This is a genomic window from Nonomuraea sp. NPDC049784, assembly GCF_040659615.1.
In the GTDB taxonomy this organism is placed as follows: domain Bacteria; phylum Actinomycetota; class Actinomycetes; order Streptosporangiales; family Streptosporangiaceae; genus Nonomuraea.
The window spans coordinates 15252-39796 of sequence record NZ_JBFAMX010000017.1 but is presented as its reverse complement, the minus strand read 5'-3'; the positions used below and the strand labels follow the sequence as shown (position 1 = coordinate 39796).

At 68.8% G+C, this 24545-nt stretch carries 32 protein-coding genes and 1 riboswitch; of the genes, 20 read left to right on the top strand and 12 right to left on the bottom strand.

The annotated features are described in order from the left end of the window. Nucleotides 1–154: 154 nt before the first annotated feature. Nucleotides 155–628, bottom strand: coding sequence for a hypothetical protein (locus AB0J09_RS07225; RefSeq protein ID WP_360686529.1), 474 nt, complete (start codon nt 626–628; stop codon nt 155–157). Nucleotides 629–731: 103 nt separating this feature from the next. On the opposite strand from AB0J09_RS07225, the gene AB0J09_RS07220 reads away from it, so the two are divergent. Next, a complete protein-coding gene (locus tag AB0J09_RS07220; RefSeq protein ID WP_360686526.1) occupies nt 732–1055 on the top strand; it encodes an STAS domain-containing protein in 324 nt (107 codons plus the stop codon). Between the two features lie 12 nt (nt 1056–1067). Here the strand turns inward: AB0J09_RS07220 and AB0J09_RS07215 are convergent, their stop codons facing one another. Then, the gene (locus tag AB0J09_RS07215; protein ID WP_360686523.1) at nt 1068–2069 is read right to left on the bottom strand and encodes a rod shape-determining protein; all 1002 of its coding nucleotides are present in this window, start codon (nt 2067–2069) and stop codon (nt 1068–1070) included. A 122-nt stretch (nt 2070–2191) separates the two neighbouring features. On the opposite strand from AB0J09_RS07215, the gene AB0J09_RS07210 reads away from it, so the two are divergent. The 5 genes from AB0J09_RS07210 (at nt 2192) to AB0J09_RS07190 (ending at nt 5002) form a co-directional block, all read left to right on the top strand. Next, on the top strand, nt 2192–2326 hold the full coding sequence (locus AB0J09_RS07210; RefSeq protein WP_360686520.1) for a hypothetical protein: 135 nt from the start codon (nt 2192–2194) through the stop codon (nt 2324–2326). Nucleotides 2327–2474: 148 nt separating this feature from the next. Further along, the gene (locus tag AB0J09_RS07205; RefSeq protein ID WP_360686517.1) at nt 2475–2612 is read left to right on the top strand and encodes a hypothetical protein; all 138 of its coding nucleotides are present in this window, start codon (nt 2475–2477) and stop codon (nt 2610–2612) included. 141 nt (nt 2613–2753) lie between these two features. Then, on the top strand, nt 2754–2954 hold the full coding sequence (locus tag AB0J09_RS07200) for a DUF5302 domain-containing protein (protein ID WP_360686514.1): 201 nt from the start codon (nt 2754–2756) through the stop codon (nt 2952–2954). A gap of 166 nt (nt 2955–3120) precedes the next feature. Further along, nucleotides 3121–3256: riboswitch (cyclic di-AMP (ydaO/yuaA leader) on the top strand. 188 nt (nt 3257–3444) lie between these two features. After that, on the top strand, nt 3445–4119 hold the full coding sequence (locus AB0J09_RS07195; protein ID WP_360686511.1) for a hypothetical protein: 675 nt from the start codon (nt 3445–3447) through the stop codon (nt 4117–4119). A gap of 37 nt (nt 4120–4156) precedes the next feature. Next, nucleotides 4157–5002, top strand: coding sequence for an alpha/beta hydrolase (locus AB0J09_RS07190; RefSeq protein WP_360686507.1), 846 nt, complete (start codon nt 4157–4159; stop codon nt 5000–5002). Nucleotides 5003–5072: 70 nt separating this feature from the next. On the opposite strand, the gene AB0J09_RS07185 is transcribed toward AB0J09_RS07190, so the two are convergent. Next, nucleotides 5073–6287 (bottom strand): aminotransferase class III-fold pyridoxal phosphate-dependent enzyme, encoded by a 1215-nt coding sequence (locus AB0J09_RS07185; protein ID WP_360686504.1) that lies wholly within the window; start codon nt 6285–6287, stop codon nt 5073–5075. Continuing rightward, the gene (locus AB0J09_RS07180; RefSeq protein ID WP_360686501.1) at nt 6284–7201 is read right to left on the bottom strand and encodes a carbohydrate kinase family protein; all 918 of its coding nucleotides are present in this window, start codon (nt 7199–7201) and stop codon (nt 6284–6286) included. The genes AB0J09_RS07185 and AB0J09_RS07180 overlap by 4 nt, the downstream gene beginning before the upstream one ends. 46 nt (nt 7202–7247) lie before the next feature. On the opposite strand from AB0J09_RS07180, the gene AB0J09_RS07175 reads away from it, so the two are divergent. Together AB0J09_RS07175 and AB0J09_RS07170 are read left to right on the top strand one after the other, a co-directional pair. Continuing rightward, nucleotides 7248–7832 (top strand): TetR/AcrR family transcriptional regulator, encoded by a 585-nt coding sequence (locus AB0J09_RS07175; protein ID WP_360686498.1) that lies wholly within the window; start codon nt 7248–7250, stop codon nt 7830–7832. 74 nt (nt 7833–7906) lie between these two features. Continuing rightward, nucleotides 7907–8542: a class II aldolase/adducin family protein gene (locus AB0J09_RS07170; RefSeq protein ID WP_360686495.1), complete on the top strand. Its 636-nt coding sequence runs from the start codon at nt 7907–7909 to the stop codon at nt 8540–8542. Here the strand turns inward: AB0J09_RS07170 and AB0J09_RS07165 are convergent. Next, nucleotides 8537–10105 (bottom strand): DUF885 domain-containing protein, encoded by a 1569-nt coding sequence (locus AB0J09_RS07165; RefSeq protein WP_360686492.1) that lies wholly within the window; start codon nt 10103–10105, stop codon nt 8537–8539. The two genes, AB0J09_RS07170 and AB0J09_RS07165, sit on opposite strands and share 6 nt — an antisense overlap. Nucleotides 10106–10127: 22 nt before the next feature. On the opposite strand from AB0J09_RS07165, the gene AB0J09_RS07160 reads away from it, so the two are divergent. Further along, the gene (locus tag AB0J09_RS07160) at nt 10128–11336 is read left to right on the top strand and encodes a DUF4032 domain-containing protein (protein WP_360686489.1); all 1209 of its coding nucleotides are present in this window, start codon (nt 10128–10130) and stop codon (nt 11334–11336) included. Between the two features lie 7 nt (nt 11337–11343). Here the strand turns inward: AB0J09_RS07160 and AB0J09_RS07155 are convergent, their stop codons facing one another. After that, nucleotides 11344–11946, bottom strand: a complete 603-nt coding sequence (locus AB0J09_RS07155) for an NAD(P)-dependent oxidoreductase (protein ID WP_360686487.1) — start codon at nt 11944–11946, stop codon at nt 11344–11346. Nucleotides 11947–12064: 118 nt separating this feature from the next. Between AB0J09_RS07155 and AB0J09_RS07150 the strand changes: the two genes are divergently transcribed. From AB0J09_RS07150 to AB0J09_RS07110, 9 genes are all read left to right on the top strand, one after another. Further along, on the top strand, nt 12065–12607 hold the full coding sequence (locus tag AB0J09_RS07150) for a sigma-70 family RNA polymerase sigma factor (RefSeq protein ID WP_360686484.1): 543 nt from the start codon (nt 12065–12067) through the stop codon (nt 12605–12607). Next, a complete protein-coding gene (locus AB0J09_RS07145) occupies nt 12604–13494 on the top strand; it encodes a hypothetical protein (protein ID WP_360686481.1) in 891 nt (296 codons plus the stop codon). The genes AB0J09_RS07150 and AB0J09_RS07145 overlap by 4 nt, the downstream gene beginning before the upstream one ends. A 172-nt stretch (nt 13495–13666) precedes the next feature. Beyond that, nucleotides 13667–15106, top strand: coding sequence for an N-acetylglucosamine/diacetylchitobiose ABC transporter substrate-binding protein (gene ngcE / locus AB0J09_RS07140; RefSeq protein ID WP_360686478.1), 1440 nt, complete (start codon nt 13667–13669; stop codon nt 15104–15106). A gap of 4 nt (nt 15107–15110) precedes the next feature. After that, nucleotides 15111–16025 carry a sugar ABC transporter permease gene (locus AB0J09_RS07135; RefSeq protein WP_360686475.1) on the top strand — a complete coding sequence of 305 codons (915 nt, stop codon included), beginning with the start codon at nt 15111–15113 and terminating at the stop codon, nt 16023–16025. Nucleotides 16026–16027: 2 nt separating this feature from the next. After that, nucleotides 16028–16876, top strand: coding sequence for a carbohydrate ABC transporter permease (locus AB0J09_RS07130; protein ID WP_360686472.1), 849 nt, complete (start codon nt 16028–16030; stop codon nt 16874–16876). Nucleotides 16877–16885: 9 nt separating this feature from the next. Continuing rightward, the gene (locus AB0J09_RS07125; RefSeq protein ID WP_360686469.1) at nt 16886–17146 is read left to right on the top strand and encodes a 4a-hydroxytetrahydrobiopterin dehydratase; all 261 of its coding nucleotides are present in this window, start codon (nt 16886–16888) and stop codon (nt 17144–17146) included. A 95-nt stretch (nt 17147–17241) separates the two neighbouring features. Then, the gene (locus AB0J09_RS07120; RefSeq protein ID WP_360686466.1) at nt 17242–17802 is read left to right on the top strand and encodes a hypothetical protein; all 561 of its coding nucleotides are present in this window, start codon (nt 17242–17244) and stop codon (nt 17800–17802) included. A 52-nt stretch (nt 17803–17854) separates the two neighbouring features. Next, nucleotides 17855–18940, top strand: a complete 1086-nt coding sequence (locus AB0J09_RS07115) for a low temperature requirement protein A (protein WP_360686463.1) — start codon at nt 17855–17857, stop codon at nt 18938–18940. Beyond that, nucleotides 18937–19266 carry a nuclear transport factor 2 family protein gene (locus AB0J09_RS07110; RefSeq protein WP_360686460.1) on the top strand — a complete coding sequence of 110 codons (330 nt, stop codon included), beginning with the start codon at nt 18937–18939 and terminating at the stop codon, nt 19264–19266. The genes AB0J09_RS07115 and AB0J09_RS07110 overlap by 4 nt, the downstream gene beginning before the upstream one ends. On the opposite strand, the gene AB0J09_RS07105 is transcribed toward AB0J09_RS07110, so the two are convergent. Next, nucleotides 19259–19618: a nuclear transport factor 2 family protein gene (locus AB0J09_RS07105; RefSeq protein WP_360686457.1), complete on the bottom strand. Its 360-nt coding sequence runs from the start codon at nt 19616–19618 to the stop codon at nt 19259–19261. The two genes, AB0J09_RS07110 and AB0J09_RS07105, sit on opposite strands and share 8 nt — an antisense overlap. Beyond that, entirely contained in the window at nt 19615–20097 is a 483-nt protein-coding gene (locus AB0J09_RS07100) for a MarR family transcriptional regulator (RefSeq protein ID WP_360686454.1), read from the bottom strand. The genes AB0J09_RS07105 and AB0J09_RS07100 overlap by 4 nt, the downstream gene beginning before the upstream one ends. 124 nt (nt 20098–20221) lie before the next feature. Here AB0J09_RS07100 and AB0J09_RS07095 point away from each other — a divergent pair, with 124 nt between their 5' ends. Further along, nucleotides 20222–20659 (top strand): GNAT family N-acetyltransferase, encoded by a 438-nt coding sequence (locus AB0J09_RS07095; RefSeq protein WP_360686452.1) that lies wholly within the window; start codon nt 20222–20224, stop codon nt 20657–20659. Between the two features lie 103 nt (nt 20660–20762). Continuing rightward, nucleotides 20763–21584, top strand: coding sequence for an enoyl-CoA hydratase/isomerase family protein (locus tag AB0J09_RS07090; RefSeq protein ID WP_360686449.1), 822 nt, complete (start codon nt 20763–20765; stop codon nt 21582–21584). Between the two features lie 10 nt (nt 21585–21594). Here AB0J09_RS07090 and AB0J09_RS07085 read toward each other — a convergent pair whose 3' ends face one another. The 4 genes from AB0J09_RS07085 to AB0J09_RS07070 all read right to left on the bottom strand — a co-directional run bounded on the left by AB0J09_RS07085 (nt 21595) and on the right by AB0J09_RS07070 (nt 24524). Then, the gene (locus AB0J09_RS07085; RefSeq protein WP_360686446.1) at nt 21595–22230 is read right to left on the bottom strand and encodes a GPP34 family phosphoprotein; all 636 of its coding nucleotides are present in this window, start codon (nt 22228–22230) and stop codon (nt 21595–21597) included. Next, on the bottom strand, nt 22217–22444 hold the full coding sequence (locus tag AB0J09_RS07080) for a hypothetical protein (protein ID WP_360686443.1): 228 nt from the start codon (nt 22442–22444) through the stop codon (nt 22217–22219). Before AB0J09_RS07080 ends, AB0J09_RS07085 begins: the two co-directional genes overlap by 14 nt. A 5-nt stretch (nt 22445–22449) precedes the next feature. After that, a complete protein-coding gene (locus tag AB0J09_RS07075; protein WP_360686440.1) occupies nt 22450–23400 on the bottom strand; it encodes an SPFH domain-containing protein in 951 nt (316 codons plus the stop codon). Between the two features lie 278 nt (nt 23401–23678). Further along, the gene (locus AB0J09_RS07070; protein WP_360686437.1) at nt 23679–24524 is read right to left on the bottom strand and encodes a fused MFS/spermidine synthase; all 846 of its coding nucleotides are present in this window, start codon (nt 24522–24524) and stop codon (nt 23679–23681) included. Nucleotides 24525–24545: the final 21 nt, after the last annotated feature.

Here is a 24545-nt window from a genome sequence, read left to right as displayed (position 1 = left end):
TGTCGGCACGGGGAGGCCTGGCGATGCGGGCACGGGGGAGCCCGGTGGTGGCGACGCGGGCTGTGGCTGCGGGTGCTGATGCGAGCGCCGGGTGCAGGGTCAGGGCGGGTGGCGGTACCCGTGCGGGAGGCGTGTGCCGAGTGGGCGGGTGGAGTTAGTCGGTGGCGTAGCAGGTTGTCTTGCCGACGATGCGGATGCCGGGCTTCTCTCCGGAGATGACGGTCAGCTCGAACGTCAGCCGCGTCTTAGGATTGCGCAACACGGAAATATCCTGATCCCCGTCCCGCAGATCCAGATCGTCGACCACCTTGTCGTACCCCATTGCCTGGAGCCGTTCGAGAAGTCCCGCGGAGGCGTCAGTGAGGTCGCTCTCGGCGCGGAAGTACCGCCGCACCTGCCCTGGCACGCAGGAGCCGTCTTCATCCCGCGCGACGGGCGACAAATGAAGGTCGGAGGCGCTGAGCAGAGCGGTGGCATCGGAGTCGAGCTGCCGGGCGGCCTCTTCGAGACTGGGCAGTCCGGACGCCGTCGCGCAGGCCGTCATCGCCGCGACACAGAAGAGCACCGCGGAAAAACTGTGACGGCGGGCGCGCACGATCGGACCATATCGGAGATCGTCCACGAACACCCGGTAAACGGAACAGAAACCTCTGCGGACCTGATCCGTATAAATCATCTTTTCATGGGCAGAGGCACTACTTATCGCGATAAGGAGTCACTAGCGGAGCAGGATGACCTTCGAAACCAACGACCAAGCTCATGTGACGCCCATTTCGCACCCTTTCGGCCTACGCGTAACCGGTGAGATCGACTACGGCAATCACCGTCTCCTTGCCGGAGCCCTCCAGCGCGCGATTCGCGAGGGCGGCGATGAGATCCACCTCGACCTCGGGGAACTGGCCTTCATCGACGTGGCCGGGCTGCGCGTCATCGTGACGGCCGCCGCCCGATTATCCCCGCCGCGCAGGCTGATCCTCGACCCGATCTCTCCCGTGGTACGCCGCCTCCTCGCCGTAACGGGCTGGGAACGCATCCAGGGCCTGCGAATGGGCTGAGCGGATGGGCGGTCACCTGTCCGGCACGGCCCAAGAGAGGCCGCTGCGGAGCCGGGCGATGAGCCCCAGGTCGTCCACGAACCGGCCCAGGCCGAGGGCCACGCACTCCAGCGGCCGTTCCGCCCTCCGTACCGGCATTCTCAGCGACGCCCGCAGCCGCCGCGCGAGCCCCCGCAGCAGCGCGCCGCCTCCTATCAGCACCGCGCCCCGCCCTCCGAGGTCCGCGGCCAGTTCGGCCGGGCACCGCTCGACCGTCTCCATCGCCGCCCGCACGATCGCCTCGACCGGTTGCCTGGTCGCCTCGTAAATCTGCTGGACGGGCAGCCGTACCTCGCGCTCGTGGCCGGTGTCCGAGTCGCGGGCGTGCACCGTCACGTGCCGGTGCGTCGGTTTCCACTCTGCGCCGATGTGGCGTTTGGCCGACTCGGCCTCGTGCTCGTCGAGGAGGAGGCCGTGCTCGTGTTCGACCAGGCGCACGATGGCCCTGTCGACGGCCTCGCCGCCGCCTGGGACGGCCGTCGTGGACACGGCGGCCCCGGACGAGAGGACGGCGATCCTGGCCGAGTCGCGCCCGATGTCGATCACCATGTTCCCGGCGACGTCGTCGACCGGCAGCCCGGCGCCGAGCGCCGCCGCGAGCGAGTGCGGGACCAGAACGATCCGCCTGGCGTCCGCCTCGAACGCCACGTCGCTCAGCGCCGTCCGCTCGATCGGGGTGGAGCTGTCGGGCAGCGCCATGACCAGGCGTGGCCTGGCGAACGGACGCCGGTGCACCTTGCTCAGGAAATGCCTGACCATGCGCCAGGTGAGCTCGCCGTCGGCCGGCAGGCCGCCGCTGACCGGCCGGCACGTCTCGCCGTCGGCCGCGTCCGCGCCGTACGCGATGACCTTGCCGGTGCGGTCGTCGAGCATGACCGCCGAGGGCTCGTCGAGCACGATGCCCTTGCCCCTGGCGTAGATTCGTGTGCTCGCGCCTCCCAGATCCAGCGCCAGGTCACGGCCCAGGAGGCTCATGGCAGGACCGGGGGCTTGACCATCATGCCGGGTGTATTTCCTGAGCCGCTCCAACCCAACACCAGGAACTGAACGGTTCCCCTTTACCCTGCGGGCAGCACACCCGACGCCAGGAGGACCCAGTGCTCGACTACGACCTCGAGGCCGAACACTATGACGAGACGCAGGGTGGCCTGCCGCGCGCCAGGGCCGCCGCCGACGCCGTGCGGCTTGCCCTGCCCTGCTTTGTAGGAGTGCGATACCCGCCCCCGACCTGAACTGAAGGCCGAGGCATCCTCTCTGGAGAAATTCCGGCAAACATGCCGCTCGCCCTTTTGCTGATCGCAATCGTCGTGCTCCGGCTCCTGAATCGGCCGGGCACTGGGGGGTGGGCGTCCCGACTAGGCCGGCATCGCGATCCTCACCGTGGCCATCGGCGCGCTGCTGCTGACGGGGAAGGGTCTGGACGGGCACACCTGGGCCGACGCCGCCGTGGCCTGGCCGCCGCGCACGCCTCCGCGGCGGCCGTGGTCATCCCGTCGCTGGGGGTGGTGGGAGCGCTGATCGCCCTCGTGGCGTTGGTGGCGATGCCGGGCAGGCGGCTGGACGCGCCGGCGGTCTCGCAAGGCAGGGTCGAAGCCGGTTTCGCGTCGTAAGCGGGGCCATGCGAAGCTGTGAGTTGTCCCCAACACCTTGGAGGTCCTCATGGCGGATACACCGGAGCCGGAAGTCAGCGAAACTCCCGAGGACGAGATGAAGCGCAAGTTCCGCGAGGCGCTGGAGCGTAAGCGCAACCTGCACGCGGACTCGGGCGCGGGTGGCAAGGGCGGCGACCCATCGAAGATCCACGGGGCGCACGGTCCGGCTGCGAGTAAAAGATCGTTCAGGCGCAAGAGCGGCGGCTGAGGCTGGATTTTCAGGGGGTACGGCACTGCCGTACCCCCTTTTTTCTTTGTACGGGAAGGTAGATCTTCTGCCCGTTTCATGACGAAGTGTTTGCGTATGTCCGGAATGCGTGGTTAGAGTGTTGCCCAATTCACAGCCGGTGGCGTGGACCTCACAGAGGAGGAACAGCTGGCTGGCGCCGAATCCCGATCACTCGGGAACCGGGGACCCACCGCAAATGGGGTGAATCCGACCAAGCGTCGGTAGGGCATCTCCACGCCCGAACCCGCCAGCTAACCCGGTAGGCGAGATGGAGAGGACATATGAACGACTTGAACGACCGCGTCGAACTCCCAGACAGCGTGATAGCCGCCGCTTCCTGAGCGGTCCCTTCCTCAGGCTCGTTTCGCGCTCTGCGTAGCTTCTCCCCCCATTGTCAGGTGCTTTGCCCTGCTACGCCCTTTTTCGAGCGAGCGAACCTCCCTGCCCCCGTCGCGAAGGACTTAAATTCATGTCTGCACGTTTTGGCCTGCGTTCTCTCGCTCTGCTCACCAGCTCTACCGTGTGCGCGCTGACCTGCGCCGGCACCGCGGCTCACGCCGACTCAAGCACTGGCGAGAAGGTCCTGCTCAAGGGCTCGACCACCGCTTCATACTTCTGGGACGACTCCTCCGGCCGCGCCGGTGACACCGGCCTGCCCGCCAGCGGCAAGCCCATGCAGAAGGGCCTGGCCGCCAGCCCGAGCTGGCCGCTCATGACCGAGGGCTACGTGGTCTACGAGGGCAAGAAGCTGCCCTTCTTCGTCGGCGACCGCGGCCCGGGTGTGCCCTCCAACAACGGGGTCATGCTGGACCTGGACGCCAAGACCTTCGCGGAGCTCACCGGCGGCACGTTCAACTCCGACACGCTCGGCGTCGACGGCAACGGCGGCGAGGGCCACATCAAGGTCGACTACGTCATCACCAAGTGGGGCCAGGGTCCAGGCAAGAAGAACTACCCGGTCCCGTTCTCGACCGGCGCCTGGGCCGAGGAGGACAACAACCCGGCCGAGCCTCCCGCGGCCAGCGAGGCCGTGCCCGCACCGCTCTCGAAGAGCACGGCCGCCGTCGTGGCCGGCGCCGTGGCCGTGGCGGGCGGCAGCGTGGCGCTCACCAGCGAGCGCATCCGCAACCTCATCAAGATCTGACTTTACGGGCCACCACCAGAATGTCATTCTGGTCCTCGTGACCACCCGTGTAGCCGCGAACGGCATCGAAATCGCCTACGAGAGTTTCGGTTCGCACGAGGGCCGTCCCCTGCTCCTCATCATGGGGCTCGGCGCCCAGCTGATCCACTGGGACGAAGGGCTCTGCGAGCTGCTGGCGGGGCAGGGACACCACGTCGTACGGTTCGACAACCGCGACGCGGGCCTCTCCACCCACTTCCACGACAAGGGCGCTCCCGCGCTGGGGGCGCCCTCGCCGTATCTGCTGGACGACCTGGCCGATGACGCGGCGGGGCTCATGGACGCCCTCGGCTGGCCCGCCGCGCACGTGGTCGGCGCCTCGATGGGCGGCATGATCGCCCAGGCATTGGCCATCCGCCATCCGGACCGGGTGCTGACCCTGACCTCGATCATGTCCACGCCCGGACCCTCGGTGGCCCCGCCGACGGAGGCCGCGCTCGCCGTCCTCCTGGCCAGGCCCGCTCCCGACCGCGGATCCGTCATGGCCCAGGCGGTGCGGACCTGGTCGGTCCTCGGCTCGCCCGGATACGAGCTGGACCCTGAGAGGATCACCGAGCTGGCCGGGCTGGCGTTCGACCGCTGCTTCGACCCCGACGGCACGGCCCGGCAGCTCGCCGCGATCATGGCCTCGGGAGACCGTACGGCACTGCTCACGGGCCTACAGGTGCCCACGCTGGTGCTGCACGGCGAGGCCGACCAGCTCATCCCGGTCGCCGCCGGCCACGCCACGGCCGCGGCCGTCCCCGGTGCCCGCCTGGTGACCTACGCAGGCATGGGCCACGACCTGCCGCGCCCGCTCTGGCCGTCCATCGTGGACGAGATCACCAAGCTCACCGCCACCTGAACCCCTCTTTCCGGCCCTCCCGCCGCACTACGGGGCGGCGGGTCACTCGTGGCGTGTGCCGCCAACGGGATTAGCCGAAGTGGGCACGGGTCTCCGAGAACGCCTGATCCGTGCCCTCCAGAGCCTTCGCCACGTCCGCCTCCGTGTGCGCGGCCGACATGAACCAGTTGTGCCACGGGTGCAGGTAGACCCCGTGCCGCAGGCAGGCGTCGCTCCAGTACATCGCGACGGAGAGGTCGGCGTCCCCGTCGAAGCTGAGCCACGGGATCGTCACCGGCCCCGTCTGGTTCACCACGAACCCGTGGGACTTGGCCTGCGCGTGCAGCCCCTCGCGAAGCTGCGTGCCGGCCCGCTCCATGGCCCCGATGCCGTCCGTGTCGCGCAGGGTCTCGATGGTCGCCTTGGCCGCCGCCATGGCGACCGCCGAGAACCAGAACGAGCCGGTGGAGTACAGCGTCTGCGCCGGTCCGCGCAGGGCGTCCGTGCCGGTGACGGCCGCGAACGGGTGGCCGTTGGCCATGGCCTTCGACCAGGCCGTCAGGTCAGGGCGTACCCCATAGGGCTCCCAGGAGCCGCGCAGGTCGATCCGGAACCCCGCCCGCACGTCGTCGATCACCAGCGCCGCCCCGAGCCGGTCGGCCAGGGCGCGGGCGCCGCGCGCGAACGCGGGCTCCACCAGCTCCTGGTCCTCGAACGAGTCGTGCTTGAACGGCGTCACGATGATCGCCGCCACGTCCCCCTCCACGGTCGCCGCCGCGGCCTCCAGCGACTCCAGGGAGTTGTACGTGAACTCCACCAGGTCCGCCCGCTCGTTGGGTGTCGTGCCCGACAGGGACGGCGTGCACCAGGGGTCCGCCCCGTGATAGGCCCCATGGGCCATCAGCACCTTGGTCCGGCCGGTGGCGGCCCTGGCGACCATGAGCGCCTGGGTGGTGGCGTCGGTGCCGTTCTTGGAGAACATCGCCCAATCGGCGCTGGGCACGGTGTCCACCAGCAGCTCGGCCAGCTCCACCATGATCGGGCCCGGGCCGTTGAGGCAGTCGCCGAGCGCGGCCTGCCTGGCGGCGGCCTCCTCCACGCGCGGGTGTCGGTGCCCGAGCACGACCGGGCCCCAGCTGCACATGAAGTCGATGTACTCGCGCCCGTCCACGTCCCACTGGCGGCAGCCCTCGCCGCGTTCGAAGAACTGCGGGAAGCCGGGGGCGAAGAGGGCGGCGTTGAGGTGCCCGTACATGCCGCCGGGGACGACCTTCAAGGCCCGCCGGCGGAGTTCTGCGTCGGTCATCCGAGGATCCTTAGAGTCGAGTCGAGGTCGGTGAGGCCGGCGTCCGAGCCGAGCCCCGTGGCGACGCGGGCGGCGGCGGCCGTGCCCCAGCGGGCCGCGGTCAGCACGTCCTGCCCGTGCAGGAGCCCCGTCAGGAAGCCGGCGCAGTACGCGTCCCCGCAGCCGGTCGTGTCCGAGACGTCCGTCTTGATGGCGGGCACCGGCTCCGTCCCGTCCGGAGTGACCACGAGGCTGCCCGACGCGCCCAGCGTGACGAGGACGCCGCGCGGCCCGTCCGCCAGCAGTGTCCGAGCGGCCTCCTGGACGTCGGAGCAGCCGGTCATGAGGAGCGCCTGCGACTCGTTCGGCAGCACGTAGTCCACATGCGGCAGAAAAGCCCGGGCCATTCCCAATAAATCCGGCATCTCCGAAAGGAGGTCCATCGTGATGGTGGTGCCCGCGGCACGCACCGAGTCCAGGAGGGCGAAGAAGGCCGGGTCGCCCAGGCCGAACGTGACGTCCATGCCGCCCAGGTGGATCGCGCGCACGCCGCGCAGCACCTCGGCGTCCAGGTCCGCGTACGTCACCGTGAGGTTCGCCCCGGGCACGTGGAAGCTGGGCCGCCCCCCGTCCGGTCTGATGGGCAGGATCGAGGCGGCCGTCTGCTCCCCGGGCCTCCGCACCAGATGCGAGGCGTCCACGCCGCGCTTGGCCAGCACTGCCACCAGGAAGTCGCCCAGCTCGTCGTCGCCGATCGCGCCCATGGTGACCACGGAGTTGCCCAGCTTGACCAGGTCAACGGCTGTCCCGGCGGCGGCGCCGGCGGCGGTGAGGCGGATCTGGTCCACCAGCACGGTGTCCTGGCCCTCAGGAATGTGCTCGACGGGCCTGGCGAGGATGTCGACGATGTGGACGCCGACGGTGGCGACGGTCATAGTCTAAATAGACAGACGTCCGAATAAAAAGTCAATGGAGGAGCCGATGCCCAAGATCGTCGATCACGACGAGCGCAGGCGCGAGGTCCTGTCAGCCGCCCGCCGGGTGATCGTCAGGGACGGCATCGACGCCGCCACCACGCGGGCCATCGCCAAGGAGGCCGGATACTCCAACGGCGTGCTCGCCCACTATTTCGCCGACAAGGACGAGATCCTGCTGTCGGCGCTGCGCCAGTCGCACCAGCGCATCCGAGACCGGCTCACCCGCAAGATCGAGGGAGTGAGCGGGCTGGCCGCGCTGCGCGAGCTGCTGCTGGACAACCTGCCGCTGGACGCGGAGCGTACTCAGGAGACCCGGCTGGAGGTCAGCTTCTGGAGCCGCAGCCTGGCCTCGGACCGCCTGGCGGAGGTGCAGCGCACGGAGGCGGCCGAGCTGCGCGTCGGCGTACGCGACCTGCTGGGGCAGGCCCGCGCGGCCGGCGAGCTCCGCACGGACGACAACCTGGACGACCTGACCGAGCACCTCCTCGCCCTGATGGACGGCCTCAGCCTGCACCTGCTCCTCTACCCGGGGCGGCTCAAGCGCGTCGACATCGAGCGCCTCATGCTCCAGGCACTCGACCGCCTGTGAGGGAGCGCCGTCGCCTCACGGAGTGAGGCCATGAACATTGCTGTAATTCGGACGACCGACTACATTCGAAACGCATGAGCCTGCGCGAGCAGTTGTGCGACTACGGCCGTCGCGCCGTGGAGCTGGGCCTGGTCATCGGCACGTCGGGCAACCTGAGCGTGCGCGAGGGGGAGCTGGTCGCGGTCACGCCCTCGGGGGTGGCGCTCGACCGGCTGACACCGGAGATGTGTCCCGTCGTGGACGTCGAGGGCCACCTGGTGGAAGGCGAGCTCCAGCCGTCCAGCGAGACCCCCATGCACCTGGCCGTCTACCAGACCACGGACGCCCAGGCCATCGTGCACACCCACTCCGTGTTCGGCACGGTCGTGGCCACCACGATGACCGAGCTGCCCCCCGTGCACTACAACGCGCTGCTGCTCGGCGGCACGGTCAGGGTGGCCGCGTACGCCACCTACGGCACCCCCGAACTGGCCGCCAACGTGCGGGCGGCGATGGAGGGCAAGCGGGCCGCCCTCATGGCCAACCACGGCGGGGTGACCATCGGGGCGACGCTGGAGGAGGCGTTCGAGTCCACCCGGCTGCTGGAGTGGCTGTGCGAGGTGTACGTGCGGGGGCTCAGCGTCGGCAAGCCGGCCATCCTCACGGACGAGCAGCTCAACGCGGTGATCGAACGGGCGCTGAACCCCCCGGTGTTCCCCCGTCGGTTATGACAGCGCGACCTGCTCCGCCAGCCCCAGGGGCAGCCCGCCCGACCCGGCGATCCGGTCGTGGAACTCCTTCAGCGACCCCTGGAACGACTGCCGGATGCGGTCGATCTCGATCGCGCCCGTGAGGTAGGAGGGCGCCTGCGTGGGCCAGGCGCAGTAGCGGTTCACCTCGCCCTGGGCCGTGCCGGGAGACAGCGACGCCTTGGTCGCCATGAACGTCTCCGCTTCCTCGATAGACATGTCCTCGCAGTGCAGCGCCGTGTCCACGACGATCCTGGCGGCGCGGAAGATCCGGCAGTCCAGGTGGGCCAGCTCGGTGGCCGGGGTGTCGAAGTAGCCCTGCTCGTGCAGGAGCTTCTCCACGTAAAGGGCCCAGCCCTCCGTGAAGTACGGGGTGCGGAAGACCTTCCTGACGGTACGGGGGTTGCCCGCCATGTACGACAGGTGCCAGTGATGTCCCGGGTAGGCCTCGTGCACGGAGATCGAGGGCATCTGGGCCCGCGAGTTCGTCCGCAGGCGCTGGCGTACCTGCTCGGGGGTGAAGTCGTCGGGCGTGTAGGGGACGAAGAAGACGCCCTTACGTGAGGCGCTCAGCGGGGGCGGCGCGAGGTAGTGGGCGACGGACAGGATCGGGCGGGTGTACTCGGCCGAGGGGAGGACGTCGCACTCCTCGCCACCGGCGAACGTGACCAGGTCGAGCTCCCGCACGAACTCCCTGGCCCGCCGCGTCTCGGCCTCGTACTCGGCGCGCATGTCGGCCAGCGTCGGCGGATGGTCGTCCATGAGGAACTCCATCGCCGCCCGCCAGTCCTCGCCGCCGTTGACCAGGACCGCCACCTCGCGCATCCGCGCGTCCAGCTCGGCCCAGGCGGCCTTGCCCTTCTCGTGCAGCTCGGCGGCGCCGTACCCGAGCAGCTCCTTCTCGCGCAGCAACGTGGAGTAGAGCCGCTCTCCCATCCGCCAGGTGCCGCCGCACTGGAAGCCCTCGAGGAACGTGACAAGTTCGTCGAACGCCCGTGCGGCCGGCTCGGCGGCCTCGGCCAGCTTGGCGGCGAGCTCGGGATCCTCGACCATGGACGGGATCGTGCGGGTGAGGAAGTTGCGGCCGGTACGCGCCTGGCCGAGCCCGCGCTTGATCAGCAGCGGCGCGGCGAGCTCGGGGTCCAGGTTGGCCTGGCAGGCGGCCAGCACGCCGGGCACCTCGGCCAGCCTGGAGAGGGCGGACGACACCAGCTCGGGCTCCGGCTTGAGCCGCCGCTGGAACGGCGTGTACATCGAGGAGAAGATCGCCGAGAGGTAGACGGCGGGGTCGCGCCGCCACTCGGGCCAGGACGCGAGCGCGATCGAGCCTCTCAGCTGGGAGAGGACCAGTTCCCTGTCGATCGCGTCGTCGGGGGAGGCCGTCTCGATGCCCGAGAGGTGTCCGAGCCAGCGGACCTCCTCCCGCTCACGGGCGGTCCAGGCGGAGGCGGTGAAGTCACCGAGGGTGTGATCGTAACCGTCGGCCCCCAATGAGCTGGCCACGACGGGACGGTCGGAAAAGTACCACTTGAGAAACTCGTCCACCGATGCACCATATCCTGAGCAAATGCCCCTGCAGATCACTGGCGCGCTAGGCGATCCTGACCTGATCCGACTCCCCTGGGAAGTGCCGCTCCAAGAGTGGCCGCAGTACCACCTCGTCGATCTACCGCGTGGCATTTCGCGGCACGTCGTGCGGTTCGCGCGGCTGTCCGGCAAGGTGTACGCGATCAAGGAGATCAGCGAGCGTTACGCCAAGCGGGAGTATCAGCTGCTCTGGGATCTCGCCCGTCTCGACGCCCCCGCCGTGGAGCCGGTCGCGTACGTCACCGGCCGCGAGGACGGGCTGGACGCGGCGCTGATCACCAGGCACCTGCAGTTCTCACTGCCCTACCGGGCGGTCATGTCGGGCACGCTGCGGCCCGACACGCTCACCCGGCTGCTGGACGCGCTGGCCGTGCTGCTGGTGCGGCTGCACCTGAACGGCTTCTACTGGGGTGACTGCTCGCTGTCCAACACGCTCTTCCGCAGGGACGCGGGGGCGTTCGCGGCCTACCTCGTGGATGCCGAGACCGGCGAGATGCACCCGATGATCAGCGAGGGCCAGCGGCTGGCCGACATCGACGTCGCGCACACGAACATCTTCGGCGAGATGCTCGACCTGGAGGCCGGCGGGCTGCTGCACCCGTCCATCGACCCCATGGACACGGCCGAGGACATCGTCGCCCGATACCACCGCCTGTGGGATGAGATCACCCAGAGCGAGATCATCGACGAGGTCGACTGGCACCGGGTGGAGCAGCGGATCCGGCGGCTGAACCTGCTGGGCTTCGACGTGGCCGAGATGATGGTGCGGCGCAAGGTCGGCACCGGGCGGCTCATCGTACGGCCCAAGGTCGTGGACTCCGGGCACCACCAGCGGCGGCTGCTCCGGCTGACCGGCCTCGACGTGGAGGAGAACCAGGCACGGCGGCTGCTCAACGACCTCGACGGGTTCAGGGTGGCCAAGGGGCTGCGGCACGAGGACGAGGCCATCGTGGCGCACCGGTGGCTGGCGGAGGTGTTCCAGCCGACTGTCGAGGCCATTCCCGCGGAGCTGCGCGGGAAGCTCGAGCCCGCGCAGCTCTTCCACGAGATACTCGACCACCGCTGGTACCTGTCGGAGGAGCAGGGCGCCGACGTGGGGCTGGCCACGGCCGTGAAGTCGTACGTGGACAACGTGCTCGTGCACAAGCCCGACGAGAAGGCGCTCCTCCCGGACGAGCCGCCCCAATAAGTCAGCCTCAGTAGGCCACCGTGATGCGCTTGCGCGGGTGGGCGCCGTTCTCCAGCTCGTCGGCGACGGCGGCCGCGTAGTCCTCGGCGGAGATGAAGCTGCGGCCGTCGGCGTCGGCCAGCAGCGTGTCGCCGCCGATGCGGTAGACGCCGGTGCGCTCGCCCGGCGCGATCTCGGCGGCCGGCGAGATGTACGTCCAGTCGAGGTCCTCGACCTGCCGGTAGAGGCCGAGGGCCGACCTCTGGGCCAGGGACTCCTTTTTGTAGATCTCCGGGAAGTCGGGCGTGTCGACCAGGTCCTGGCCGGGCGCGATCTGGAGGCTGCCCGCGCCGCCCACGACGATCAGCCTGCGCACGCCGGCCGCGCGCACGCCCTCGATGAGGGCGCGGTTGGCGTCGAGGAACGGCGGCTCGGGCTCGGTGCCGTCACGCGGCGGGGCGATGGCGGAGACGACGGCGTCGTAGCCCTTGGCCAGCGTGGCGGCGTCGTGGACGTCCCCCTTGACCGGGCCCTTGCGGCTGACCGCGGTCACCTGGTGGCCGCGGTTGGTCAGCTCGGCGGCGATGCGCTGACCGATCATGCCGGTCGCGCCAAAGAGCAGGATCTTCATGTGCGCAGAGTATCCATCGGCCTGACCGACGGGCCGAAGCGCTCTGACGGTGCCGGTAATGCTTCCTGAATCCCGGACATGGGGTGAGTGGTGATATCGCCGCTATAAGGGAGAACGGATGGGAGTCGATCCCGAAAGCCGGTTCGAGGAGATCTACGGATCTTCGTATGGGCCGCTGCTCGGGTACGCGTTGCGTCGCTGCTCGGACCCCGACGACGCGGCCGACGTGGTGGCCGAGACATTCATGGTCGCGTGGCGGCGCATAGAGGAGGTCCCCGAGGGCGACGAAGCGAGGTTATGGCTCTTCGGGGTGGCCAGGAACGTGCTGGCCAATCAGCGGCGCGGGGAGCGGCGGCACGAGCAGCGGACCGCCGCGCTGCGCGCGCAACTGGCGGCTTCGCCGCTCGTGGCCGAGCCGCCCGGGGAGGACCTCTCGCAGCTGGGCCGGGTGTTCCGGGCCCTGTCCGAGGACGACAGGGAGCTGCTGGCGCTGGTCGCCTGGGAGCGGCTGGATGCCGGCCAGATCGCCAGGGTTCTCGGCCTCTCACGTAACGCCGTACGAGTCAGGCTCTACCGCGCACGCAAGCGCTTCGCCCGTGGCCTGGCCGAGGCCGGGATCGACTGTTCGCGCGCCGTCGCGATGGAAGGGAACAACCTGTGAACATCGCCGATCTCGCCCGGGTGCGGGACGAACAGCTGGCCGGGGACCCCGTGGGGCAGGCGTCCGGCGCGGGGGCGCGGGCGCTGATGGAGTCGATCATGGCCGAGGAGCGGGTGCCGGCACGAAGGCGTGCCCCGCGCAGAGGACGGTGGCTCGCGCTGGGTGCGGTGACAGTCGCGGCGGCCGCCGTGCTCGTCGTCGGGGTGCCGTTCGGCGGCCCCGTCACCGAATACGCCAACGCCGCCGTCTCGGTCAAGGCCGGCGACGGCTACCTGGAAGTGGCGATCAACGACCCCGAGGCCGAGGCGGAGGAGTTCACGAAGGCGTTCCGGGCGGTCGGGCTGGACGCCGAGGTGAAGAAGGCTCCGGTGGCGCCGGAGGATGTGGGCGAGCTGGTCGGCCCGATCATGGACGGGACCTTCCCGCCTGGCATGGGCGTGACCACCACCTGGGTGGAGAACTGCGCCTCCGCCTGGTGCGGCAAGGTCTCCATACCTGTTCACTTCGCTGGAAAGGTCATTTTCGGCATCGGCCGGCCCGCCGCGCCGGGGGAGCCCTACGCCACCGCGGGTCAGGTCTCCCCGCCCACTGACGGCGAACCCGACGACGGCTACAGAGCTCACGGCAAGCGGGTCTCCGAGGTCAGGGCCGATATGGAGCGGCTCGGACTGAAGATCAGCTACGTGGTGATGTGGCTCAACCCCGACGGCAGGGGTGAGGGGTACCACGTGGAAGACGCGTACATCAAGGACGACTGGATCGTCGAGGATGTCCGCAAGACCGCGTCCGACGCCGTCCAGGTGCATGTCGAAGCCGGCCCCGGGGTGCCGCTGAAGTCGCTGCCGCAGGCTTCCCCGCTCCTGGCCCCCGAGTGGTGGAAGGACTGAACCGCTCTTGCTCTCCTCGCCTCGGTCCACGATCCTGGCTCCAGGAAGCCCGCAGGCGAGGGGATCACGGCAAGGTCACGTCTCGATTGCGCCCCCTTGACGGGTGTCGGTGGCCGTTCGTACGTTCGGGCAAACGTTTAGGAAACTTTCCTAATTCCCAACGGGAGCCCTCATGACCCACCCGGGCGAGATCACTCGGCGTCAGATGCTGCGCCGCCTCGGCATGACCGCGTTCGTCGCCGGCCCCGGCGCGGGCCTCGTGAGCGCCTGCGCCACCGGCGGCACGGGAGGCGAGCCGTCGGCCGCCCCCAGCATCACCGCCTCCGCGAACTCCAAGAACCCGTTCGGCGTCGATCCGAAGAAGCCGCTCGAGGTGGTCATCTTCAGCGGCGGGTACGGCGACGCGTACGCCAAGGACCTGCACGAGGAGCTCTACAAGAAGGAGTTCCCCGGCGTGACGGTCAAGCACAACGCCACCCAGCAGATCGGCACCCAGTTACGCCCCCGCTTCGTCAGCGGCGACGTGCCCGACGTGCTCAACAACTCCGGCCCCGAGTCGATGGACCTGGCCGCGCTGGCCGCCGAGGGGCACCTGGCCGACCTGAGCGTGCTGTTCGACGCCCCCTCCATCGACGACCCGGCCAAGAAGGTACGCGACACCGTCACGCCCGCCGTGATCGACAACGCCAAGATCGACGGCAAGGACCTCGTCCTCAACTACACCGTGTCGCACCGGGCGCTCTGGTACAACGCCAAACTGTTCGCGTCCAAGGGATGGGCGCTGCCGAAGACGTGGGCCGAGTTCACGGCGCTGGGGGACACGGCCAAGCAGGAGGGCATCCTGCTGTTCGCGTACCCGGGGCTGAAGGGCCCGTACTACCAGCTCTGGAACGTCCTCTACACGGCCGCCAAGATCGGCGGGAACCAGGTCATCATTGACATCGACAACCTGGTCGACAACGCCTGGAACGCCGAGCCGATGAAGCAGGCGGTCACGGCCTGGGTGGACATCCAGGCGAAATATGGCGACAAAGCGTACTTCGGCCTCGATCACACCCAGACCCAGATCAAGCAGCTCCAGAACAAGCTGCTCTTCTACCCGGTGGGCTCCTGGATCGAGAACGAGATGGCCAAGGACAAGCCCGGCGACTTCGAATACGCCATCGCTCCTCTTCCCGACGTCACCGCCGCGGACAATATGCCGTACGGCGCCATCCAGGTCGGCGTCGGCGAGAACTTCATCGTGGCGGCCAAGGGCAAGAACCCGCAGGGCGGCCTCGAATATCTGCGCATCATGTTGTCCAAGGAAGGCGCGCGGGGATTCACCGAGAAGACCGAGAACCTCACGGTGGTCAACGGCGCCGCCGAGGGCCTCGACCTGCCGGCCGGGCTGCGGAGCGCCGCCAAGGCCCAGGACGCGGCCGGCCAGAACATCATCACCGACGCACGTTTCGAAGGCTGGTACAAGGAGCTGTTCGACTACGGCACCCAGCAGATCAACGTGGTCATGGCCGGGCGCATCACCCCGGAGAAGTTCTGCGCCGCCATGCAGAAGAAGGCCGACCAGATCAAGAAGGACGACGCGGTCGCCAAGCAGACGCGGAGCCAGTGAGCAGATGGAGCGGCTGCGCAAATACGGGTTCGTCGCCGGGTTTCTCGTCGTCCCGCTCACGCTCTATTCGGTCTTCGTCATCAGCCCGTACGTCCAGGCGTTCCAGCTCTCCCTGACGAGCTGGAACGGATACAGCTCGATCGTGCGGTACGTGGGGCTGGACAACTTCGGCCGGCTGTTCGACGACGAGGTGTTCTGGCAGGCCCTGCGCAATCACGGGATCATGCTGCTCGTGCTGCCGATCGTGACGATCGTCATCGCGCTGTTCCTGTCGTTCCTGCTGAACCTGGGCGGCGGCCCGCGCGGCGCCGGCATGAGCGGGGTGTGGGGGTCGAAGTTCTACCGGGTGGTGTTCTTCTTCCCCCAGGTCCTGGCCGTGGCCGTGGTGGGCGTGCTCTTCCAGTCCGTTTACCGGCCGGACGCGGACGGCGTCCTCAATGGCGTGCTCGCCAGATTCGGCATCGAGCCCGTCGGCTGGCTCACCGAGCCGGGCCTCGCCCTCTGGTCGATCATCGCGGTGATGGTCTGGCAGGGCGTCGGCTTCTACGTGGTGCTGTTCTCGGCGGGCATGGCGGCCATTCCCAAGGACTATTTCGAGGCCGCGGCGCTGGACGGCGCCGGGCGCGTGCGGTTGTTCTTCTCGATGACGCTGCCGCTGCTGCGTGACACCATCCAGGTCGGCTGGATCTATCTGGGGATCGCCGCCTTCGACGGGTTCGCGCTGGTGCAGGTGCTGGCGGGCGACAAAGGCGAGCCGGACGGCGCGACGACCATTCTTCCCGTCACCATCTACAAAACGGCCTTCGCCTACAACAAGGTCGGGTACGCGTCCGCGATGGGTGTGGCGCTGTTCTTCCTCACCGTGACGTTCGCCGTGCTGACATTGCGTACGACCAGGCGTGAGAGGGTTGAGCTCTAGAAATGGCCAGAAACCGTCCGCCGCGCCCCAGCGTGCTAGCCGGGCTCTCGCACATCGCGCTGGCCGTCTGGGCGCTGCTGATCATCCTGCCGCTGCTGTGGACGTTCCTGGCGTCTTTCAAGAACAACACGGAGATCTTCGGCGATCCGCTACAGCTGCCCGGCGCGTTGCGGCTGGACTCATGGGGCAGGGCGTGGGACAAGGCGCATATCGGGCAGTACATGCTCAACACCGTCATCGTCGTCTTTTTCGGTACGGCAGGCACGATGTTGTTCGGGTCGATGGCGGCGTATGTGCTGGCGCGCTACCAGTTCATCGGTAACAAGCTGATTTATTACTACTTCGTGGCCGGTCTGGCGTTTCCCGTGTTCCTGGCCCTCGGGCCGCTCTTCTTCGTCGTCAAGCAGTTCGGCCTGTTGGACTCCCATTTCGGGCTCATCCTGGTCTATATCGCCTATTCCCTGCCCTTCACGGTGTTCTTCTTAGCGGCATTTTTCCGGACATTGCCGGAAACCGTCGCCGAAGCCGCCATGATCGACGGCGCCTCGCACACCCGCACGTTCTTCCAGATCATGGTCCCCATGGCCAGGCCGGGCCTGGTCAGCATCACGATCTTCAACATCCTGGGTCAGTGGAACCAGTACCTCCTGCCCCTGGTCCTCCTGGCCGGCGACCCGAACAAATGGGTCCTCACCCAAGGCGTTGCCAAGATCTCCACATTGGCGGGATATGAGGCGGACTGGCCGGGCCTGTTCGCCGCCCTGAGCTTGACGATCCTGCCGGTAATGGTCGTCTACATCATCTTCCAGCGCCAGATTCAGTCGGGGCTCAGCTCGGGGGCGCTGAAGTAACGTGACGCCATGGACACCAACCTGCCCGAATGGCGGCGTGAGGGCGACGAGATCCGGCGCACGGTCACCGCGCCCGACTTCCCCACCGCCATCCGCATCGTCGACGAGATCGCGGTCAAGGCCGAGGAGCTCAACCACCATCCCGACATCGACATCCGCTGGCGTACCCTCCATCTGACCCTGACCACCCACGACAAGGGCGGCCTCACCGACCTCGACTTCACGCTGGCCGCCATCATCGATGACATCGCGGCGAAACATGGCGCCTGAACGCGAATACGAAACGTAGCGGCCCGATTACTCGTTAGAGTGGGTGCTCTCCCGGAGCCCGCAGTGCCGTAAGGGCTCGAACCATGGAGGGTCTCATGCGCGTGCCCGCACTCCTGCTCGTCATGCTCACCGCAGCCTGCGCGGGGTCTCCCGCCCCGCTCCAGGATCTCGCGGGTCCCAGCGAGGTGCCCCCGACAGGGGAGATCAAACTGTCCGGAGCGGGGGAGTTCACCCCGTCCGACACCTCGGCCATCGTGTACGACCGCAAGCTGGTCCCGCGGGGAGCCCAGGCCAGCGCCGCCGTCGAGTCGTCCGGCAACAAGACCCGGACCTCCCTCGTCGTCGAGGGCATGCTGCCCAACCACCGCTACGGAGCCCATCTCCACGCCAAGCCCTGCGGTGCCAAGCCCGACGATTCGGGGCCCCACTACCAGCACCACCGCGGCGAGATCAGCCCGACCAGCGAGGTCTGGCTCGACGTGACCACCAACGGCGACGGCGCGGGCCGCTCGAGCGCGCGCAACGACTGGGCTCTCGATCCGGCCGATCTGCCCGGTTCGCTCGTCATCCACTCCCAGGGCACCAAGACCTCGGGCCCGGAAGTGGGCACGGCCGGGACCCGCGTGGCCTGCCTGACCCTCAAAAAGGCGTCCTAAGCGTCAGATCCGGGCATAATTACACAATTACATAGCGACGTTGGGAGTAGTCGTGACCCAGTGGCAGCCCCCCAGATTACGGCTGTTCGAAAACCTGCACCGCCGGGCGACCTGGCTCGAGCTACTCTACGACCTCGTCTTCGTCGTCGCCGTCGCCGAGCTGGCCGACGTGCTCGCCGACAGCCTTCTGACGTTCGTGGGACTGTTCGTGCCGGTCTGGTGGGCCTGGGCGGGATATGTCTTCTACGCCAACAGGTTCGACACCGACGACGTCAGCCACCGGCTGCTCGCGTTGCCGCAGATCCTGGCCGTGGCGACGATGGCGGCGAGCGTGGGCGACATCAGCCAGCGTTCGGCGCTCTTCGCCATCTCGTACGCCGTGGCCAGGGTGCTGCTCATCGTGGCCTATGTCCGTGCCGGCCGCCACGTGCCCGAGGCCAGGCCGCTGACGACCCACTACGCCATCGGGTTCGCGGTGGCCGTGCTTATCTGGCTGGCCTCGCTCGCCGTCGATCCGCCCCTGCGCTATGCGTTCTGGGTCGTCGCGCTCGTGATCGACCTGGCCACGCCCCTCCTGGGGAGGCGACACCAGGGCAAGCTGCCGCCGCAGACCGAGCACCTGCCGGAGCGCTTCGGCCTGTTCGTGGTGATCGTGCTGGGCGAGGTGGTGGCGGCCGTCGTCGTCGGGCTGAAGGGTCACGCCGTCACGCCGGGCACGCTGCTGATCGCCCTGGTGGGAGTGGCGATCGCGATGGGCTTCTGGTGGCTGTACTTCGGGCACATCGACGAGTCCGTCGTGCTGCGTACCCAACTGGCCGGGCAGGTGTGGGTCTATTCCCACCTGCCGCTCTCGATGGGCCTGGTGGCGTTCGGGATCGGGATCGAGCACGCGATCGAGCACCCGGCGTCGACGAGCTGGTCCGTCGGGCTGCCCGCCGCCTTGGTGCTCGCCGTACTCGGCCTGCAGCACCTGTGCTCGTCCGACAGGCGCGCCGGCATGATCCGCCTCGCCGCGGCGGCGCTCACGCTCGCCACCTCGGCGCTTCCGGTCGCGGCAGCGCTCCCGCTCATCCTGCTGTACGCGGCGGCGCAGGTCGTGTATGACTTGATCCGCCCCCAGCCGGAAGGTGCCGCATGACCGCCGAGGATCTGTTCGACCGCCAGCTGGCCGCCATCGCCGACCGCGACCTGGAGGCCCTGCTGAGCCAATATCACGACGACGCCACGGTCGTCCGCTTCGACCGCGTAGCCCGGGGCCCCGCCGAGATCAGGGACCTGTTCAGCGCGTACCTCTCGGCGGAACCCCAGGTGGACGAGGTCGTCTCAGTGCGGACGACCGACGACGTGATCTTCTACAACGCCCTGATGACGATCGCCGGCAACCGCGTCACCACGTACGGCACCTTGGTGATCAGGGACGGCAAGATCTGGCGGCAGACGGCGGCCGCCGCGCCGGTCACCTGATCGCCGCCGCCATCGGCTGCCATGGCGCGGCGTCGAAGATCAGCATGATCGTGGCGATCTTCCCGTCGCGCAGCCTGAAGTGCTCGGCCGTCCGCTGGATCCCGGCGGGCGTCGCCGTGTGCACGTCGTAGACGAGCGTCGCCTCCGACTCGCCGTACAGCTCGCTGATCATCTCCACCTCCGTCACCACCCGCAGGAGCCCCTCCAGCCCCGCCAGGTGCCCGGCGGGGTCGGCGGAGGTAATGAACGGGCTCCTGAACGAGAACGGCTCGCCGATCAGCGCCGCGGCGGCCGCCACGTCACCCCGGAACCTGGCGTCGTGGTAGGCCCTGACGACCTCGCGCGTACTCATCGGCCCTCCTGAGCGGTCAAGTAGTCGGCCAGCCGCTGCTGGTTGTCTGCCAGCCGCAGGCACAAGTGGCGCAGCGAGGTCAGCTCCTCGGGCGAGAACCCCCGGAACATCGCCGCCATGGCGAGCTGCGACGGCTTCCTGAAGGCCTCGATCCAGGCCCGCCCCTCGGGGGTGATCCGGGCCAGCACCGACCGCCGATCGCGCTGGTCCTGAACCCGCCGGACGAGCCCGTCCTTCTCCAGGGTGTCGACGAGCCCGGTCACGTTCCTCGAGCTCACGCCCGCCGACTGGGCCAGGTCCCCGATGCTGAGTCCGTCCTCGTCGGTGGCGCTCAGCCGCAACAGCACGTCCATCGCTCCGGAGCTGAGCCCGCGGCCCTCACTGCCGTGCGTGCGCATGCGTTCGATGGCCTGGAAGGCCGTGCGCACGGCGGCCGCGGCCTCGAAGGTGAGGGTGTCGTCCCCTGCGAGCTCGCTCATGGCGGCCCTCGCTCTGGGATCGAAGAGCGATCCGGCTGAATCATGTTCCATCTTCATAATGAAGAGGCACTTTATTACATACTTCCAGAAACTGCGAGTTGGCCGGTTTCGTACGCTTGCCCGCATGATGATTGTGGAACGTGCTCCCACGGACACCGAGCTCGTCGCCCTGCTCGACGCGGCCTTCGCCGAACTGGTCGCCAGGTACGGCCCCGAGGGCCGCTCGGGCGTGCATGCCGACGCGAGGTTCCTGGTGGCCGTGATCGACCGTGTCGCCGTCGGCTGCGGCGCCGTACAGCCGGGCGATGGCGCGACCGGTGAGCTCAAGCGCATGTACGTCGACCCCCGCCACCGGGGGCGCGGTGTCGCCCGGTCCCTGCTGAAGGCCCTGGAGGAACTCGCGGTCGAGCTGGGGTACGACCGCATGCGACTGGCCACCGGAGTGCGCCAGCCTGAGGCGGTCGCCCTCTATGAGAGCTCCGGCTACGAGCGGACCGCCCTCTATGGCAGGTACGTGGACCAGCCGCTGACCCTTTGCTACGCCAAGAGCCTCGTGATGTGAAGTTCCCTGGGGTTGCCATCCGGAACAGTGCTCCGAATATAATCGGAGCACTGTTCCGGATGTTGGGCATGCTCTGCCCGAGACCTCCCTAGGAGCTCAACCGATGTCACCGATCCCCGAGGACTGGCAGGCCCGCAACGGCCGCTACGTCTCGACCCCGCGCTTCGAGGACTACTCCGAGAAGTACGCCGACCACTTCGCGATGACCCGCCGCGACGGCGTCATCGAGCTGCGTATGCACACCGACGGCGGCCCGGCTGTCTACGGCATGGGCATGCACAACGCCTGGGGCCAGGCGTGGCAGGAGGTCGGCAACGATCCCGACAACGAAGTGCTGATCCTCACCGGGACCGGCGACTGGCTCAAGCCTGCCCCGGCGGACAGGCTGGCGGAGATGATGCGCGAGCCGAGGCCCGACCACTTCGCCTACCGCACCTACTACGACGCGATGAAGCTGCTGGAGAACCTGATCCACGCGGTCGACATCCCCACGATCGCCGCGGTCAACGGTCCCAGCCCCGGCCACACCGAGTTCGCGTTGCTCTGTGACATCACCCTGGCCTCGGAGGACGCCACCTTCTCCGACACGCACCTGCTGGCCGGCACCGCCCCGGGCGACGGCATGCACCTCGGCCTCCAGGAGCTGCTGGGCACCAAGCGCGCGGCCTACTACCTGTACACCGGCGCCGAGATCGACGCGCGCACCGCCCTCGACCTCGGCCTGGTCAACGAGGTCCTGTCCCGCGAGAAGCTGCTGCCGCGCGCCTGGGAGCTGGCCGAGGCGATCCGCAGCCGCCCCAAGGCCGCCCGCAGGCTCACCCACGCCATCGTCTCGCGTCCGTGGAAGCGCCGCCTCGTCGAGGACTTCGGCTTCGGCCTGGCGCACGAGATGTTCGGCATCTCCGCCGACAAGATCTTCGGGTAGCCGGCCGGGATCAGCCGGCCGCGGCGGCCGCCCTCGCGGCGGCCTCCACGTTCTTGCGCAGGGCCGTGGCGACCGGCTCGACGGGCTCGGCCAGCATCGCGGCCCTGCCCCGGTGCTCGCGCCACTCCCTCCCGGGCACGACCCCCTTGAGCCTGGCCGCCGTGGCCAGCGCGGCCAGGACGCGGACATCCTGCCCCAGCCGGTCCACGGGCTGGCCGCCGCGGATCGCACGGCCGACCCGTTCGGCGAGCCTGCGCGAGAGGTACGGCCGGCGCGGCGTGATCCGCTCGACCGGGAACAGCACGAGCCGCCGCCGCTCGACGCGGATCAGCCGGGCGGCTTCCAGCTCGTCCCTGACCAGGCGGAACGCGCGCGAGCGATCCTTGCGGATCCAGTGCCGCCACGACCGGGCCGGGGAGTTCGTGATCTGCTCCCAGACGGCGGCCTGCAGGGGGCCGGGGTCGGCGGGGGCGGCGACCGGGCGTACCCGGCCCGACTCGTCCGCCACGTTGCCACCCATCACGAGCTCGGCGAGCGCCGCCGCGCGCAGGAGGTAACCCAGCTCGCCGCGGTTGGACAGCTTCTCCTTGCGCAGATCGAAGGCCAGCAGGAAAGCCGACCTCGGCAGGGACTCATCCAGTTTCACCTGTCGACTCCTCTTCATCCGTGGACGTCTTGCTCGGCCGCCCGCGCGGGCGCATCCGCCCCACGCCGTCGGGCAGGCGTCCGGCCTCGGAAAGGGCCTTGCGCAGCAGGAACTCGATCTGCGAGTTCGTACTGCGCAACTCGTCGGACGCCCACCTGGCGAGCGCGTCGTGGACCACCGGGTCGAGCCGCAGCAGGATCTTCTTCCGCTCCACGGCGTTTACTGGTAAAGGGTGCCGGTGTTGACCACCGGCTGGGTGTCGCGGTCGCCGACCAGCACCACCATCAGATTGCTGACCATGGCCGCCTTGCGCTCCTCGTCCAGCTCGACCACGTCGTGCTCGGCGAGCTTGGCCAGGGCCGTCTCGACCATGCCGACCGCCCCTTCGACGATCCGCTGGCGGGCCGCCACCACCGCGCCGGCCTGCTGGCGCCGCAGCATCGCGTGGGCGATCTCCGGCGCGTACGCCAGGTGGATGATGCGGGACTCGATGACCTTCACGCCGGCCGCGGCCACCCTGACCCCGATCTCCGCGGACAGCCGCTCGTTGATCTCGTCGGCGTTGTCCCGCAGCGACAGCCTCGGCTCGCCGTGCGCGTCGTACGGGTAGCTGCCCGCGATGTGCCGCACGGCCGTCTCCGCCTGGATGGCCACGAACTCCACGAAGTCGTCCACCTCGAACATCGCCTGCGCCGTGTCCCGCACCTGCCAGACCACCACGGTCGCGATCTGGATGGGGTTGCCGTCCGCGTCGTTGACCTTCGTCACGTCCGTCTCGTGGTTGCGGATCCTGGTGGACACCCGCCGCCGCACGGTGAACGGGTTGACCCACTGCAGACCGGGCGTCCGCAGGGTGCCGACGTACCGGCCGAGCAGCTGCACGACGCGCGCCTCGCCGGGCGCCACCGCGGTGAGCCCCCCGCACAGCACCACGCCGGCGATGAACGCCAGGCAGGCCACCGCGACCACCCACCCGCCGCCCTGCCCCGCCTCCGCGGCGAGCGTGAAGATCCCCCAGACGAACAGCGCGATCCCGCCCAGGACCAGCACTGCCGCGATCCCGAGCACCGCGAATCCGTTGACCGCCCGCACGGGGCGCTCGCTGGTGTGCGGCGCGGGCATGTCCACGACGGTTCCCTCAAGCGCGACCCCGCCCGATGTGTCCGCCATCTCCTGATCCCCCTTCTCCTGGCTTCGAGTGCTAGCAAAGTGATATCACTTTTTTCACAAGGGAGAAAGGGGTTCGTTTCGGTCTCTCGCGCGGTGGTGTCACTGGCGGTCAGCATCGCGCCGACGGGCGTGTGACGAACTCGCTCCCCAGGACGCTGACCGTGATCGTGTAGATCAGCCGCCGGTCGTGGGCTTGGCCGCCCAGGCTCGGATCGCCGGTGTCGTGGTCCGGCTGCCAGGCAGTCGGGCGACGGGTGGGTGAGCCCCGTTCGCGGACGTCAGCCGAAGACCGCGGGTGGGGGAACCGGGGCCAGGACCGGGTCGCCGTCCTTGATGGGGGAGGCGCCCGCGATGAAGTTCGTCAGCGCCTCCCCGTGCACGCATCTCGCCTGTGTGAGGCCGCCCGCCGCGCGTCGCGTCAGCAGGTCCACGGGCAGGGCCGTACGCGAGGCCGCCACGATCAGGTTGCCGAAGCGCCGGCCGCGCATGACGCCCGGCTCCGCCAGCAGGACCACGTGCCCGAACGTGCTCGTCACCGTGGCGAGCAGGCGCTTGGCGAAGGCCAAGCCCTTGCCGTCGGCCATGTTGATCAACAGCGTGCCGGTCGGCCGGAGGACTCTGGCTATGTCCCCCATGTACTCCGTCGTGGCCAGCTCCACCGGCATCGTCGCCCCCGTGAAGGCGTCCAGCACCACCAGGTCCGCCGATGCGTCCCAGATCTTGGCGGTGCCCTCCCGGCCGCCCTCCACGATGACCTTCAGCTTGGGCACCGACCGCAGGTCCAGCTGCTCGCGTACCAGATTGATCAGGAGGCCGTCGGGCTCGACGACGATGTGGCGGGAGCCCTGGCGGGTGGCGGCGATGTAGCGGGGGATGGTGCAGGCGCCCCCGCCCACGTGTACGCAGCTCAGCGGCCCTTCCGGCAAAAGGTCGATCACATCCGCCATAAGTCGTACATACTCAAATTCCAGAAATGTCGGGTCTTGTAGATCAACGTACGACTGAGGTACGCCATCCTTGGACAGCACCCAGCCGTCCTGCCTGTCCAGGTCCCGGAGCAGCTCGATCTCGCCGAACGTCACCGGATACAGGCCAGGCATCGGTTCCCGCTGTCCACGTGCCACGCTGATCCCCTCCTGGGAGAA